13 protein-coding genes are annotated in these 14,398 nt (G+C 57.6%); 5 read left to right on the top strand and 8 right to left on the bottom strand.

Translation table 11 applies throughout. The features are described from left to right. Window positions 1-9 precede the first annotated feature (9 nt). Both ACTJKV_RS16615 and ACTJKV_RS16610 read right to left on the bottom strand, forming a co-directional pair. Window positions 10-750 (bottom strand): MOSC domain-containing protein, encoded by a 741-nt coding sequence (locus ACTJKV_RS16615; RefSeq protein WP_274101393.1) that lies wholly within the window; start codon window positions 748-750, stop codon window positions 10-12. A gap of 52 nt (window positions 751-802) precedes the next feature. Next, a complete protein-coding gene (locus tag ACTJKV_RS16610; protein ID WP_274101392.1) occupies window positions 803-2,482 on the bottom strand; it encodes an FAD/NAD(P)-binding protein in 1,680 nt (559 codons plus the stop codon). 202 nt (window positions 2,483-2,684) lie between these two features. On the opposite strand from ACTJKV_RS16610, the gene ACTJKV_RS16605 reads away from it, so the two are divergent. Then, on the top strand, window positions 2,685-2,918 hold the full coding sequence (locus ACTJKV_RS16605) for a DUF2171 domain-containing protein (RefSeq protein ID WP_062424162.1): 234 nt from the start codon (window positions 2,685-2,687) through the stop codon (window positions 2,916-2,918). 75 nt (window positions 2,919-2,993) lie between these two features. Here the strand turns inward: ACTJKV_RS16605 and ACTJKV_RS16600 are convergent, their stop codons facing one another. The 3 genes from ACTJKV_RS16600 to fba all read right to left on the bottom strand — a co-directional run bounded on the left by ACTJKV_RS16600 (window position 2,994) and on the right by fba (window position 6,698). Continuing rightward, window positions 2,994-4,622, bottom strand: coding sequence for an ABC-F family ATP-binding cassette domain-containing protein (locus ACTJKV_RS16600; protein WP_111847097.1), 1,629 nt, complete (start codon window positions 4,620-4,622; stop codon window positions 2,994-2,996). Window positions 4,623-4,788: 166 nt separating this feature from the next. Beyond that, window positions 4,789-5,448 (bottom strand): peroxiredoxin, encoded by a 660-nt coding sequence (locus ACTJKV_RS16595; RefSeq protein WP_274101387.1) that lies wholly within the window; start codon window positions 5,446-5,448, stop codon window positions 4,789-4,791. 185 nt (window positions 5,449-5,633) lie between these two features. Then, the gene (gene fba, locus ACTJKV_RS16590) at window positions 5,634-6,698 is read right to left on the bottom strand and encodes a class II fructose-bisphosphate aldolase (RefSeq protein WP_274101386.1); all 1,065 of its coding nucleotides are present in this window, start codon (window positions 6,696-6,698) and stop codon (window positions 5,634-5,636) included. Window positions 6,699-7,111: 413 nt separating this feature from the next. Between fba and ACTJKV_RS16585 the strand changes: the two genes are divergently transcribed. The 4 genes from ACTJKV_RS16585 to ACTJKV_RS16570 all read left to right on the top strand — a co-directional run bounded on the left by ACTJKV_RS16585 (window position 7,112) and on the right by ACTJKV_RS16570 (window position 11,348). Further along, on the top strand, window positions 7,112-8,113 hold the full coding sequence (locus ACTJKV_RS16585; RefSeq protein WP_111847098.1) for an ABC transporter substrate-binding protein: 1,002 nt from the start codon (window positions 7,112-7,114) through the stop codon (window positions 8,111-8,113). Between the two features lie 152 nt (window positions 8,114-8,265). Continuing rightward, window positions 8,266-9,153 (top strand): ABC transporter permease, encoded by an 888-nt coding sequence (locus tag ACTJKV_RS16580; RefSeq protein ID WP_062441642.1) that lies wholly within the window; start codon window positions 8,266-8,268, stop codon window positions 9,151-9,153. Continuing rightward, window positions 9,146-10,234 carry a quaternary amine ABC transporter ATP-binding protein gene (locus tag ACTJKV_RS16575; RefSeq protein WP_274101385.1) on the top strand — a complete coding sequence of 363 codons (1,089 nt, stop codon included), beginning with the start codon at window positions 9,146-9,148 and terminating at the stop codon, window positions 10,232-10,234. Before ACTJKV_RS16580 ends, ACTJKV_RS16575 begins: the two co-directional genes overlap by 8 nt. Before the next feature lie 91 nt (window positions 10,235-10,325). Further along, on the top strand, window positions 10,326-11,348 hold the full coding sequence (locus ACTJKV_RS16570; RefSeq protein ID WP_274101384.1) for an LLM class flavin-dependent oxidoreductase: 1,023 nt from the start codon (window positions 10,326-10,328) through the stop codon (window positions 11,346-11,348). Between the two features lie 133 nt (window positions 11,349-11,481). Here ACTJKV_RS16570 and ACTJKV_RS16565 read toward each other — a convergent pair whose 3' ends face one another. The 3 genes from ACTJKV_RS16565 to ACTJKV_RS16555 form a co-directional block, all read right to left on the bottom strand. Continuing rightward, window positions 11,482-13,203, bottom strand: coding sequence for an ABC transporter substrate-binding protein (locus tag ACTJKV_RS16565; RefSeq protein WP_274101383.1), 1,722 nt, complete (start codon window positions 13,201-13,203; stop codon window positions 11,482-11,484). Between the two features lie 80 nt (window positions 13,204-13,283). Beyond that, the gene (locus tag ACTJKV_RS16560; protein WP_113265306.1) at window positions 13,284-13,565 is read right to left on the bottom strand and encodes a DUF2160 domain-containing protein; all 282 of its coding nucleotides are present in this window, start codon (window positions 13,563-13,565) and stop codon (window positions 13,284-13,286) included. A 14-nt stretch (window positions 13,566-13,579) separates the two neighbouring features. After that, the gene (locus ACTJKV_RS16555; RefSeq protein WP_062424172.1) at window positions 13,580-14,395 is read right to left on the bottom strand and encodes a carbohydrate ABC transporter permease; all 816 of its coding nucleotides are present in this window, start codon (window positions 14,393-14,395) and stop codon (window positions 13,580-13,582) included. Window positions 14,396-14,398 lie beyond the last annotated feature (3 nt).

Genomic DNA, 14,398 nt, shown 5'->3' with positions numbered 1-14,398 from the left:
GGCCGGTCCTCATCCTTCGATGAATACGTCTGTTCCCGTTTCCAGAACCCCGCTTTCGACCACATCGCAATAGACGCCAAGGCATCTGTGGTTCGTGCGCAGGATGGTTCTCAAGACATCCGGCTGCTCCGGTAGCTCCGGTTGCGGGATCAGGGTAACGCCGCAGCGCTTGGTCTTCTCAATGACGATGGCGCGGATATTGCCGATATGCAGGATGGCACCGAGCCAGTCGTCTTCGGGAAAGGCATCCGCTACCGATGCCTGGAGAAGGATCGACGGTCTGAAGCGCCTGCGATCGGCCTCGCCTGAAGCCAGACGGTTTCGGATCTGCTCGACCGAGGCCGAGGAGAGAAGGTGGAGCGGGCTTGCCTGATAGGCCCTGCCGATAACGGGGAGCCTCTGTTCGAGCTTCTCCGCCGCATCGGCGTATTTGCCGATGGAGACGCTGAAGCCGAAATGCGCAGACAGTCTTCTTGGAAGATGGTGATCGTCAATGGGCAGTTCATCGCCATCGGGAAACAGAAGCCAGGTTTTTCCGGCGCCATCGATCCGGCTGGAGAGCATGAGGGCAGGGCGCCAGCGTGCGTCCTTTTCCGGTGTGGCGATGGCGCCGGTGCTGGTCTCGAAAAGTCCAAAGCACCGATCGCCGGCAATACCTCTCTCATGGAGGGTAACGGTTTCACATCTTTCGCCTCCAGTTGAACTGACGGGGTAACGCCAGATTTCCTGGATGTGGCCGACTTTATTCATGCTGCGAATTCCAACGGTTGATCAGAGTGCTTCCCTGTTACGGGAAGCGTCTTCAAGCCGTAAGACGCTCGTGCAGGTCAATTTTCGCCAAGTCCTTGATAATCGACCCTGCAACGACTTCTCCTATTTCAGCAGCACTGGTGATCCCCTGTATAAATGGATGTTTGTGCAGGAGATAGGGAATTGCGGCGCAATAGAGCGCTGTCTGAAGTGCACCCCCGGAGATAACGCGATACTCCTCATCCACATCGATGCCACCAAGATGGGCAACTGCGCGCGCATTGTCGTCCGATAATACGCTGCGTTCCAGCACGGTTGGCGCCTCGCGCACCACCTCACTGCTAACAAGGCTGGGGAAGGGAATGTCCTTGGCGGAATGGGCGCTTTGACCCGTCGCATCGATGAAGGTGTCGAACTGGAGTGTCGTATCGTCCGTCGTCACCGTCGCGCCACGGCGCCCGGGATCGGTCGCGATCTCATAATCGTTTCCGAGTTTCTGGATCGACAGCACGCCGGCATTGCGAAGCGCAAGGACTCGCTCAATAGAGAGATGCGGGACAGTCGCATACTCATCGATGAAGATGCTTTTGAAGGACTTTCCGAACCGCTTGAAGTCCTCAAGATCCAGATGAGGCACGATTCTCGCAACGATCTCATGGGTGATCATGATGGCATTGCGCCACGGCACCGTGACCTCATTGGCCATATTGCTCTTCGCTTCGGCGAGATTGAGCGCGGCCCAGGCAAAGGGGTCGGTTCCAGAGCGATACGCATAATAGGCATCGGCAAAAGTATCGACGTCGAGATCCGACAATCCGATCTGCATGGCATAGTCCGGATCGCGCAGCGAGAGTTCCTGACGGAAAAGCTCGAATGTCGCATCGAGAAGACCGCTCGGTCCCTGGGCAATCAGCGCATCGACCGCTTCTTCCGTACAGATGCTCGGCGTCTCGTAGGGAATGGGGAAATAGAAGTCGGCTTCCGGCAGCAGACCTTTTCGCGACATCAAGGTCGCTTGAAAATCACCGGCGTCGCTTGCAGCCTTATAGGTCAGCGCGCCTGCCTCGTCATAGAGGAAAGAGCCGTTCGACGTCGAGACGGTCATCAGGGCGTCGATGGCGCTCAGCGACGTTCCGAGAATGCCGAGCCGTCCGCCGCGAATGCTCTCCAGAGCGGTAGCCGGCCAAGGAGAGACGAAGTATCCGGGCTTCGTCTCGGTCGTTTCAGGCCAATCGTGGCCGGTCGCCATGATCACATGACCAAAAGCGCTCCCCAACTGCTCGGCATGCTCCGTTTTCACCTGAATGGCGCCTGGACCGACGACAATGTCCGACACGCGATGGCCAGGCTTCACCGTGACCACGTGCCCTCTCTCCTCTGCCTCTGCGAGAAGGAAACGGAATTGCGTATGGAAATAGTCTCCCAGCACCACGCGCGGATAAAACTGGCGCTCGTTGATCTCGCTTTTGACAATGCCGAAGCGCTGAAGATAAGCGTCCGGCTGCTGTTTCAGCCAGTCCGTCAAGATCTGGCCGATCAATGGAATTTCGATGCTCGGGATATTGCACAACATCACCGGGTCGTTGATGCCGGGAAGATAAGGGGTTCCCTTGCCTGCCTCGCTTTCGGCCTCGTAGATGGTGATGTCGAGAGGAGTGGCGGATTCGATCAGGTTCTTCAGCGTGTAGATGCCGGTCGGACCCGATCCGATAATGCAGATTCTGTTTTTCACGTGGATCCCGCCCAGTCCGGATGATGATAGTGACCACATTAAAGTCTAGGATCGGAGTGTTGTTCCATCGTCTCTTAAAGCGTCCGCTAACGGACGGTCAGTCTGGGTCTTTTGGGCGGCTTGAGTGATTTTTTTGTCGGAACGAAACGGCGCCGGGCTCATTTCCTTCGCATCCGAAACGATAAAACAGGAGGAAATACCAATGGTATCTGCAGACAATATTCGCGAGCATATGGAAGTCAAAGCCGCTGATGGCAGCCATGTCGGCACCGTCGATCATCTGGAGGGCCAAAGCCGCATCAAGCTCACCAAGAACGATGCCGATGACGGCAAGCATCATCTTATCCCACTTGACTGGGTCGACCATGTCGATTCCCATGTTCACCTCAGCAAGTCGGCATCGGATGTGCGCCAGAACTGGGAAACACTCAACTAATCGAGTGACACTCCTTCACGAAAAATGCGGCGTTCCAGCCGCATTTTTTGCTCATTTGTCTTGCTACGAGCGCCATCAGGCGGCGCGTTCCAGACCTGGCGCTTCCATGCCTGTCCGCTCGACATATTCGGTGTAGCCACCGTCATATTGATGGATGCCATCCGGCGTCAGCTCGAGGACACGGTTGGAGAGGGCGCCCAAGAAATGGCGGTCGTGCGATACGAATAGCATGGTGCCTTCATATTCCGAAAGCGCCTTGATCAGCATTTCCTTCGTGTCGAGATCCAGGTGGTTGGTCGGTTCGTCGAGGACGAGGAAGTTCGGCGGATCGAACAGCATCGCGGCCATCACCAGGCGTGCTTTTTCCCCACCGGAAAGAACGCGGCACTTTTTCTCCACATCGTCACCGGTAAAGCCGAAACAGCCGCTGAGCGCACGAAGGGGGGCCTGTCCCGCCTTCGGGAAGCGTTGTTCCAGCCACTGCAGGATGGTGGCATCACCATCCAGAAGATCCATGGAATGCTGAGCGAAATATCCGAGCTTCACGCTCGCACCGATCGTGACGACGCCTGCATCCGGCTCGGCGCTGCCCGTTACCAGTTTCAACAGCGTCGATTTGCCGGCGCCGTTGACGCCCATCAGGCACCAGCGTTCCTTGCGGCGGATCATGAAATCCAGGCCGTCATAAATGGTGCGGCTGCCATAGGCCTTCTTGACCTTTTTCAGCGACACGACGTCTTCCCCCGAGCGAGGGGCAGGAAGGAATTCGAAGGCCACCGACTGGCGACGACGCGGCGGCTCGACACGTTCGATCTTGTCGAGCTTCTTCACCCGACTCTGGACCTGGGCGGCGTGCGATGCGCGCGCCTTGAAGCGTTCGATGAACTTCAGTTCCTTCGCAAGCATCGCCTGCTGGCGCTCGAATTGCGCCTGCTGCTGCTTCTCGTTCTGCGCCCGCTGCTGTTCGTAAAAGCCATAGTCGCCGGAATAGGTGGTCAGCGAACCGCCGTCGATCTCGATGATCTTGTTGACGATGCGGTTCATGAACTCCCGGTCGTGAGAGGTCATCAGCAGGGCACCGTCATAGGTCTTCAGGAAGTTTTCCAGCCAGATCAGGCTTTCGATATCAAGATGGTTGCTCGGTTCGTCGAGAAGCATCACGTCCGGACGCATCAAGAGAATGCGGGCGAGCGCCACGCGCATCTTCCAGCCGCCCGAAAGCTTGCCCACATCGCCGTCCATCATTTCCTGGCTGAAGCTGAGGCCCGCCAAGACTTCGCGTGCACGGCCTTCAAGCGAATAGCCATCAAGCTCCTCATATCGGGCCTGGACCTCGCCGTAACGTTCGATGATCTCGTCCATCTGGTCAAGTTGATCGGGATCGACCATGCGGGCCTCAAGCTCGCGAAGTTCAGCGGCAATGACGCTGACGGGGCCGGCGCCTTCCATGGCTTCGGCAACCGCGCTGCGACCGGCCATCTCACCGACATCCTGATTGAAATAGCCAATGGTGATGTTCTTCTCGGCGGCGACCTGACCTTCATCGGGCAGTTCCTCGCCGGTAATCATGCGAAACAGCGTGGTCTTGCCAGCACCGTTCGGTCCCACCAGACCGACCTTTTCGCCGCGGTTGAGCGCAGCTGACGCCTCAATGTAAAGAATGCGATGGCTGGCGGATTTGCTGATATTTTCAATGCGGATCATGGGGAGCGGACCAAACTGTCAAAACGTTGCGCCCCTATGCCACGGCCTGCCTGCGGTGTCATCCGTTGAATGTTCGGCGTAGCCAAGAACAGTGCCAAAGCCGCTCTCAAATGGAAAAAGCGGCCGCTTATGGCCGCTTTTTCCTCTTCTCGCCTTGGGAGGCTGGTTATGCCTGGGGCTGCTTGGTCTTGCGCAGATAGGGCAGCACGGTATCGAACGACCCGAAACGCTTCACCGCATCTTCATTCGAAACGGCAGCGGTGATGATCACATCGTCGCCCTGCTTCCAGTTGGCGGGCGTTGCCACCTGATGCTTTGCCGTCAACTGGATGGAGTCGATCGTGCGCAGGATTTCATCGAAGTTTCGGCCGGTCGTCATCGGATAAGTGAGGATCAACTTGATCTTCTTGTCCGGGCCGATGACGTAGACCGAGCGCACGGTCGCGTTATCCGCCGGTGTGCGTCCTTCGGAGCTGCTGCCGGCGTCTTCCGGCAGCATGTCGTACAGCTTGGCAACCTTCAGTTCCTTGTCGCCGATCAACGGATACTCGACATTGAAGCCAGTTGCGGTCTTGATGTCCTGCTTCCACTGCGCATGGCTTTCGACCGGATCGACGGAAATGCCGATGACCTTGACGTTGCGCTTTTTGAATTCCCCATCAAGGCCAGCCATCGCGCCGAGCTCGGTTGTGCAGACAGGAGTGAAGTTCTTTGGGTGAGAGAAGAGTACCGCCCAGCTGTCGGCGATCCAGTCATGAAAGCTGATCTGGCCCTGGGTCGTGTCAGCCGTAAAATCCGGTGCGGTCTGGTTGATGCGCAATGTCATTGTCTGCTCCCATTCACATGTTGACGGAATAGTGCCGTGAAACCCACTGCATGTCGCCGCAGATTTGTGCTTGCTGCAAAGGTTCAAAGAAAAATGAGTCTGAATTTTGTATGAGGGCGCAAAGTTTATCCTACAAATGATCGATGGCCGAACGAGATGTTCGGCCATCGATAGGATGTGCGCTCTTAGGAAATGACCGGATCGAGCGAACCGGAGGCGTAACGCTTTGCCATGTCGCGCAGCGGGATCGGCGTGATCTTGGATGCCCGGCCTGCGGTGTTGAACAGCTCGAAACGCTCCTTGCAGAGCTTGGTCATGGCTTCGCGCGCAGGCTTCAGATACTTGCGCAGATCGAATTCAGCAGGCTCTTCGACAAGGACCTTGCGGATCTGACCGGTAATCGCCATGCGGCAATCGGTGTCGATGTTGATCTTGCGAACGCCGTTCTTGATGCCGCGTTGGATTTCCTCGATCGGAACGCCGAAGGTTGGCTTGATCGCGCCGCCATAGGCATTGATGATGTCCTGCAGATCCTGCGGAACCGTTGAAGAACCGTGCATCACGAGGTGCGTGTTTGGCAGCTTGCGGTGGATTTCTTCAATGACGTTCATGGCCAGAACGCTGCCGTCCGGCTTGCGTGTGAATTTGTAGGCGCCGTGGCTGGTGCCCATGGCAACGGCCAGCGCGTCGACCTTTGTCTCGCGAACGAATTTCACCGCTTCATCCGGGTCTGTCAAAAGCTGGTCATGCGAGAGAACGCCTTCCGCACCATGGCCGTCTTCGGCCTCGCCCATGCCGGTTTCGAGAGAGCCGAGAACGCCGAGTTCGCCTTCGACCGAAATGCCGCCATAATGGGCCATGTTCGTGACCTGGCGCGTCACATCGACATTGTAATCCCAGTCGCCCGGCGTTTTGCCGTCGGCTTTCAGCGAGCCGTCCATCATTACCGAAGTGAAGCCAGCCTGGATGGCCGTCATACAGTTTGCAGGCTCGTTGCCATGGTCGAGGTGAACGCAGACGGGGATGTCCGGGTAGATTTCCACCACAGCGTCCATCATGTGCTTGAGCATGATGTCATGCGCATAAGCACGGGCGCCACGCGAGGCCTGCATGATGACGGGCGAGTTGGTTGCGCTGGCGGCATCCATGATGGCCAGTGCCTGTTCCATATTGTTGATGTTGAAGGCGGGCACGCCATAATCGTGTTCAGCTGCGTGATCGAGCAGTTGGCGGAGCGTAATTCGAGCCAAGGTTTCTCCCCTTAATTGAGGTCGCCGTCGATTGCGGGGACCATTTGAACCGAGTGTGTGACCGATTTTTCATCACGGAAAACACTCTTGTCTTGAAGGACATAACTCGCCAAGCACTTTTTAACGGCATGAGTTTTTCAAACGATTTGGATCGAATCTTTTTTTGGGATGGTCGGTCAAAGCGGTTCCGGGACCGTCATTTTCAACCTAAGCGAGAATCGAATCGGTTCTTTCAATATGCGAATTCAAAAGAAATTAACCTGTCGTAGTTGAGCGAAAACCCGTCGCTTTCTGCGCAGGCTGTCGGCGGTCTTCACGCCATCATCCACCCAAGCTTGCAAAAGACAAGAAATGAGCCTGGTGCCAGCGGCGCACTTGCGCTTTCATAGATGCCGCCAACAAAGGGAACAGATATGAAGAAACTTCTTGCATCGACCTGTCTTGTATTTGGACTGCTGGGTGGCGCCGTCGCCGCCAACGCTGCCGAATGCGGTAGCCCCACCATTGCCAGCATGAACTGGCAGAGTGCTGAAGTGCTCTCCAACATCGACAAGATCATCTTGAACGAAGGCTATGGCTGCACCGCCGAGATCACGGTTGGCGACACCGTTCCGACCATCACTTCGATGGCTGAAAAGGGCCAGCCGGATATCGCGCCGGAAGCCTGGGTGGATCTGCTTCCAGATGTCGTCAAGCGCGGCGTCGATGAAGGCAAGCTGGTCGTTGCGGCCAAGGCGCTGAAGGATGGCGGCGTCCAGAGCTGGTGGATCCCGAAATATTTCGCGGACGCGCATCCTGAAATCAAGACCTTCGCAGATGTCTTCAAGAACCCGAAGCTGTTCCCCGATCCCGAAGATCCGAGCAAGGGTGCTGTCGTCAACGGTCCGCAGGGCTGGGGTGGCACGGTCGTAACCGCGCAGCTCTTCAAGGCCTATGGCGGCGAAAAGGCTGGCTTCACCTTGGTCGACAGCGGTTCAGCCGCGGGTCTCGATGGCTCGATTGCAAAGGCTTATGAGCGCAAGCAGCCATGGGTCGGCTATTACTGGGCGCCGACCGCTATCCTCGGAAAGTACGAGATGGTGAAGCTGGCTCAGGACGTGCCGAACGATCCGGCAGAATGGAAACGTTGCAACACGGTTGCCGATTGCCCGGATCCCAAGCCGAACGCTTGGCCGGTTGACCAGGTCGTGACGCTCGTCGCCAAGCCCTTCTCCGAAAAGGCCGGCCCTGATGTTATGGCTTATCTCAACAAGCGTTCCTGGGACAACGCCACCGTCAACAAGCTGATGGCGTGGATGACCGACAACCAGGCAACCGGTGAAGACGGTGCCAAGCACTTCCTCAAAGAAAATGCCGACGTCTGGTCGACGTGGGTATCGCCGGAAGCAGCCGAGAAGATCAAAGCGTCTCTCTAAATACTCCCCCGCGCCACGTCGTTCTTTTTTCAGGAACGCTTGGCACGCGAAACGACATGCGGCGCCCATCTGCCGCATGTCAACGCCGTGGGTGACGATACGTCACTGTTCGACCGTTCCCCCTGTCGGGGCAGCGCTCACAGGGGATGACTATGGATTGGTTTTACACATTTCCGCATATGAATGATGAGGCTCTTCGAAACCTCAAGAAGGTGATCGACGACGGCTTCCGCGGCTTTACCCGGGAATGGGGCGGCACGATCGAAACGTTCTTTTCGCCGCTTCAGCATTTCCTGATCTCGGCCGAACGCTTCATGACACAGACACCGTGGCCGATCATCATCCTGATCATCATGGCAATCGCCTGGTTTGCCAGCCGCAGCATCAAGATCGTTTTCGGCTGTCTGATCACACTCCTCCTCATCGGTTACTTTGACATGTGGACCGATACGATGCGAACGATCTCGATGATCTTCGTCTGTACGGTGCTATCCATTGCCATCGGCCTTCCACTCGGCATTGCCATGTCGCGGTCCGATCGCTTTCAGCGGATCGTCAATCCCGTGCTGGACGTGATGCAGACGATGCCGAGCTTCGTCTATCTGATCCCGGTTGTCATGCTGCTCGGCATCGGCAAGGTGCCAGGCCTGATCGCCGTCGTTATATATGCCATCCCGCCGATGATCCGCCTGACCGATCTCGGTATCCGCCTCGTCGACAAGGATGTGCTGGAAGCGGCAGATGCATTCGGTTCCTCCGGCTGGCAGAAGCTCTTCAAGGTGCAGCTACCGCTCGCCTTGCCGACAATCATGGCCGGTATCAACCAGACGATCATGATGGCACTTGCCATGGTGGTGGTCGCATCCATGATCGGCGTGCAGGGGCTGGGTCAGCCGGTGCTCAAAGCCATCGCCAACCAGTACTTTACGCTCGGCATCTTCAACGGTCTTGCCATTGTCGGCATCGCCATCATCTTCGACCGGATCAGCCAGGCCTATGGCAAGCGGCTCCAGAAGCACCAGGAGGTCGCCCATGGCTGATGGTTTCGGCGGTATTGAAATCCGCAATCTCTACAAGATTTTCGGTTCCAACCCTGCGTCCCATGTGGAGGCCGTGCGCAACGGTCTGACGAAGCAAGAGTTGAACGAGAAGTACGGCCATGTGCTCGGGCTTCGCGATATCAACATCACCATTCCGTCCGGCTGCATTCAGGTCATCATGGGCCTTTCCGGGTCCGGCAAATCCACACTGATCCGCCACATCAACCGGCTGATCGATCCAACCGCCGGCGAGGTGCTGGTGGATGGCGTGGACGTGGTGAAGATGTCACCGACGGAGCTTCGCGAGTTCCGTCGTCATCAGACGGCCATGGTGTTTCAGAAGTTCGCACTTCTGCCGCATCGCAACGTGCTGGACAACACGATCTACGGTCTCGAGGTTCAGGGTGTCGCCCGTAACAAGAGCATAGACATTGCCATGCGGTGGCTGGAGCGCGTCGGCCTGAAGGGTTTCGAACAGCGTTATCCGAACCAGTTATCGGGCGGCATGCAGCAGCGTGTAGGCCTTGCGCGTGCGCTTTCCAACGACGCGCCGGTTCTGTTGATGGACGAAGCCTATTCCGCCCTTGATCCGCTGATCCGCACGGACATGCAGACGGTGCTTCTCGATATTCAGAGCGAAATCAAGAAGACCATCGTCTTCATTACCCATGATCTGGATGAGGCGCTTCGTCTCGGCGACCAGATTGCAATCCTTCGCGATGGCGAAGTCATTCAACAGGGAACGAGTCAGGATATCGTCTTGCGCCCTGCGGACGCTTACATCGAAAGCTTCGTCAAGGAAGTGAACCGAGGCCGGGTTGTCCACGTGGAAGCCATCATGACGCCGGTACGCAGCGGCGTTGTTGCGGATGCTCCGCCGATCCCCGCCGGTACCAGCATCGAAGAGGCCATGCGACTGCTTTCTATGAGCGTGCACGAGGTTGCGACGGTGGTGGGCAAGAAGGCAGAGCCGCTCGGCATAATCACCTTCCGTCAGCTGGCAGGTGCCATGGTCAATGCGCCGGGCTCCGGACCAGCGGAAACCTCTCACGGAGATCATGTCGTGCGTGCACAGGCCTGAACGCACTGTTCACCAATCGCTTCGGTACATCCTGCTGGCGGCGCACTATATGTGGGACAACCACATCAATTAAGCCAGCAGGTTTTATCTCATGAAGAAGATCGGTTTTCTGTCCTTCGGCCATTGGAGCCCTGGATCCCATTCACAAGCGCGTTCCGCCAAGGACGTTCTGCAACAATCCATAGAACTCTCCGTCGCCGCCGAGGAAATCGGCGTTGATGGCGCCTATTTCCGCGTGCATCACTTTGCACGCCAGCTTGCTTCCCCCTTTCCCCTGCTCGCCGCAGTCGGTGCGCGCACCAGGTCGATCGAGATCGGCACGGCCGTCATCGATATGCGCTACGAGAACCCGCTCTACATGGCGGAAGATGCCGGCTCTGCCGATCTGATTTCGAACGGACGCCTGCAACTGGGCTTGAGCCGCGGATCGCCGGAACAGGTGATCGACGGCTGGCGCTACTTCGGTCATCGCCCCGCCGAGGGCGAAAGCGACGCCGATATGGGTCGACGCAACACCGAGATCCTGTTGGAGGTCCTGAAAGGCGAGGGCTTTGCCGAGCCCAATCCGCAGCCAATGTTCCCCAACCCTCCCGGTCTCTTGCGACTGGAACCCCATTCGGAAGGCTTGCGCGACCGCCTTTGGTGGGGTGCCGGCTCCAACGCCACGGCCCGATGGGCGGCAAAGCTCGGCATGAACCTGCAAAGCTCCACCTTGAAGGACGACGAGACGGGTGAACCCTTTCACGTCCAGCAGGCGGCGCAGATCCGAGCCTATCGCGAGGCGTGGAAAGAGGCCGGTCACGAACGAACGCCCCGCGTATCGGTCAGCCGCAGCATCTTCGCGCTGGTGGATGATCGCGACCGCGCCTATTTCGGTCGCGGTTCGAAGGAAAGCGATAGCATCGGTTATCTCGACGCGAATACGCGCGCCATCTTCGGACGGTCATATGCCGCCGAGCCCGATGTGCTGGTCAAGGAACTGGCGAAGGATGAAGCGGTTGCGGAAGCCGATACGCTGTTGCTGACCATTCCGAACCAACTTGGCGTCGACTACAACGTCCATGCGCTAGAGGCGATCTTGAAATATGTCGCGCCGGAACTCGGCTGGCGTTGACTTCAGGGGGCTCTAACTCTTTGAGTTTTTGCGTAGCGCTTACCGAGAACAGATTTCCGTTTTCGATAAGTGGCTGTCATAAAAAAGCCGGAGCGAATGTCGCCCCGGCTTTCTTTTTATCGGACAAGCAGGCTTACTTCTGCCAGCTCTTTACCAGTTCGTCGTAGTTCACGGTGACCGGCTTTTCCTTCTCGTTCTCGACCTTCAGCTGCGGTGCCAGGTTGCCCTTGGCGACGGCATCCTTGTGCCAATATTCGAGATCGTGCTCTTCCGCCAGCTTCGGACCTTTGTCGCCCTGAACGCCTGCACGTTCCAGGCGCTGCATGACCTTTTCCTGTTCGGCGCAAAGCGAGTCCATGGCTTCCTGCGCGGTCTTCGCACCGGAAGAAGCATCACCGACGGCCTGCCACCACAGCTGAGCCAGCTTCGGGTAGTCAGGAACGTTGGTGCCGGTCGGAGACCACTGAACGCGAGCGGGCGAACGGTAGAATTCGATCAGACCGCCAAGATCCTTGGCGCGCTTGGTGAAGCTCTCGTGGTTGATGGTCGATTCACGGATGAGGGTAAGACCCACATGTGCCTTCTTCACGTCCACCGTCTTGGAGGTGACGAACTGCGCATAAAGCCAGGCGGCCTTTGCGCGGTCGGTTGGAGTGGACTTCATCAGCGTCCAGGAACCCACGTCCTGATAGCCGAGCTTCATGCCGTCTTTCCAGTACACACCATGAGGGGAGGGGGCCATACGCCACTTTGGCGTGCCATCCTCGTTGACGACCGGCAGACCCTTCTTGACGGCATCCGCGGTGAAGGCGGTGTACCAGAAGATCTGCTGCGCCACTTCGCCCTGCGCCGGCACGGGACCGGATTCGGAGAAGTTCATGCCCTGCGCTGCTGGAGGAGCGTATGCCTTCAGCCAGTCGAGGTATTTCTGGATGGCGTAAACAGACGCAGGACCATTGGTGTCGCCGCCACGCGCTACGCAGGAGCCGACCGGCTGGGACTTTTCGTTGACCTTGATGCCCCATTCGTCGACCGGCAGACCGTTTGGCAGGCCCTTGTCGCCGTTGCCAGCCATGGAGAGCCAGGCATCGGTGAAGCGCCAGCCGAGCGACGGGTCCTTTTTGCCATAGTCCATATGGCCGTAGACCTTCTTGCCGTCGATTTCGCGACCGGTGAAGAAGGCGGCGATATCCTCGTAGGCAGACCAGTTGACCGGAACGCCGAGGTCATATCCGTACTTCGCCTTGAAGTCGGCCTTGTTCTTGGCATCGTTGAACCAGTCGTAGCGGAACCAGTAGAGGTTCGCGAACTGCTGATCAGGCAACTGGTAAAGCTTGCCGTCGGGAGCGGTGGTGAACTTGGTGCCGATGAAGTCGGGGAGGTCGAGACCTGGATTGGTCACGTCCTTGCCTTCGCCCGCCATCCAGTCTGTCAGGTTGCGAACCTGCTGGTAGCGCCAGTGCGTGCCGATGAGGTCGCTGTCGTTGACGAAGGCATCATAGATGTTTTCGCCCGACTGCATCTGCGTCTGCAGCTTTTCAACGACGTCACCTTCGCCGATGAGGTCATGGGTGATCTTGATGCCGGTGATTTCCGAGAACGCCTTGGCCAGGACCTTGGATTCATACTCGTGCGTCGTCAGCGTCTCGGAGACGACCTTGATGTCCATGCCTGCAAAGGGCTTTGCAGCGTCGATGAACCATTGCATTTCCTTTTCCTGGTCCGCACGGGAAAGGGAAGAAAGGTCACCGACCTCCTTGTCGAGAAAGGCTTTGGCTTCATTCATGCCGGCGTGAGCCACGCCGGTGATTGCCAGCAGCACCGCTGCTGTCGTGGTAAGAAGATGCATTCGCATAAGAGGTCCTCCCAAGGTTTTGCGATTGCGTCATGCGTAGAACTGCCGGGCCGTCCTCCGCCCCGGTATGTTGTCGGCAGCTATACGAAGCGGAACACGCCGATCGCATAGACAACCGAAAGAGCGAGCGCCCACCAAAGGCCTGTGCCGACGAAGCCGAGCCAGGCGAGGTTGATGAAGGCGGAGCCGAGCAGCGAGACGAAGAGCCTATCCCCCCGTGTCGTCTCGAAGCGTAGAATGCCGACGCGCGGATTGCCGCCGGGCGAAAGATACTCCCACACCGCCATGCCGATCATCAGGGTCAGGATCGTCAGGAAAAACAGTGCCGTCGGTAACGTCCACGCCATCCAGGAAAAATTCATTTCTGTTCTCCTTCTCAGACGCGACCGAGGGCGAAGCCCTTGGCGATGTAGTTGCGGACGAAATAGATGACGAGCGCGCCGGGAATGATGGTCAGTACACCGGCTGCAGCCAGAACGCCCCAGTCCATCCCCGATGCGGAAACCGTGCGCGTCATGGTCGCGGCAATCGGCTTTGCTGCTGTCGTCGTGAGTGTTCTGGCAAGCAATAGCTCGACCCATGAGAACATGAAGCAGAAGAAGGCCGCCACGCCGATACCGCTTGCGATCAGGGGCATGAAGATCTTCACGAAAAAGCGCGGGAAGGAGTATCCATCAATATAGGCGGTCTCGTCGATTTCCTTTGGGACGCCGGACATGAAGCCTTCCAGAATCCACACGGCCAGCGGCACGTTGAACAGGCAGTGGGCAATCGCCACGGCAATATGCGTATCGATCAGGCCGAATGCCGAATAGAGCTGGAAGAAGGGCAGGGCGAAGACGGCGGGTGGAGCCATTCGGTTTGTGAGGAGCCAGAAGAACAGATGCTTATCGCCAAGGAAGCGATATCGAGAGAAGGCATAGGCCGCTGGAAGCGCCGCCGCCACCGAGATGACGGTGTTCAACGCGACATAGATGATCGAGTTGATGTAGCCATTATACCAGGCCGGATCGGTGAAGATGATCGTGTAGTTGCGCAGTGTCGGGTTTTGCGGCCACAGCGAGAAGGCGCCGAGGATTTCGGCGTTCTCCTTGAAGCTCATATTCACCAGCCAGTAGATCGGCAGCAGCAGGAAGATGATGTAGATCGTCGGGATCAAAAAGGAGAAGCGGCTCATGGTGGAATTGCTCATATC

Origin of the sequence: Agrobacterium sp. 22117, from assembly GCF_052045735.1 — a bacterium.
GTDB lineage: Bacteria > Pseudomonadota > Alphaproteobacteria > Rhizobiales > Rhizobiaceae > Agrobacterium > Agrobacterium cavarae.
This window is presented reverse-complemented; position numbering and strand designations above follow the sequence as displayed.

Excerpts from the sequence above, each read along its gene's own strand:
- ACTJKV_RS16615 (WP_274101393.1), bottom strand. The coding sequence starts at position 750 with ATGAATAAAGTCGGCCACATCCAGGAAATCTGGCGTTACCCCGTCAGT.
- ACTJKV_RS16605 (WP_062424162.1), top strand. The coding sequence starts at position 2,685 with ATGGTATCTGCAGACAATATTCGCGAGCATATGGAAGTCAAAGCCGCT.
- ACTJKV_RS16600 (WP_111847097.1), bottom strand. The coding sequence starts at position 4,622 with ATGATCCGCATTGAAAATATCAGCAAATCCGCCAGCCATCGCATTCTT.
- ACTJKV_RS16595 (WP_274101387.1), bottom strand. The coding sequence starts at position 5,448 with ATGACATTGCGCATCAACCAGACCGCACCGGATTTTACGGCTGACACG.
- ACTJKV_RS16585 (WP_111847098.1), top strand. The coding sequence starts at position 7,112 with ATGAAGAAACTTCTTGCATCGACCTGTCTTGTATTTGGACTGCTGGGT.
- ACTJKV_RS16580 (WP_062441642.1), top strand. The coding sequence starts at position 8,266 with ATGGATTGGTTTTACACATTTCCGCATATGAATGATGAGGCTCTTCGA.
- ACTJKV_RS16575 (WP_274101385.1), top strand. The coding sequence starts at position 9,146 with ATGGCTGATGGTTTCGGCGGTATTGAAATCCGCAATCTCTACAAGATT.
- ACTJKV_RS16570 (WP_274101384.1), top strand. The coding sequence starts at position 10,326 with ATGAAGAAGATCGGTTTTCTGTCCTTCGGCCATTGGAGCCCTGGATCC.
- ACTJKV_RS16565 (WP_274101383.1), bottom strand. The coding sequence starts at position 13,203 with ATGCGAATGCATCTTCTTACCACGACAGCAGCGGTGCTGCTGGCAATC.
- ACTJKV_RS16560 (WP_113265306.1), bottom strand. The coding sequence starts at position 13,565 with ATGAATTTTTCCTGGATGGCGTGGACGTTACCGACGGCACTGTTTTTC.
- ACTJKV_RS16555 (WP_062424172.1), bottom strand. The coding sequence starts at position 14,395 with ATGAGCAATTCCACCATGAGCCGCTTCTCCTTTTTGATCCCGACGATC.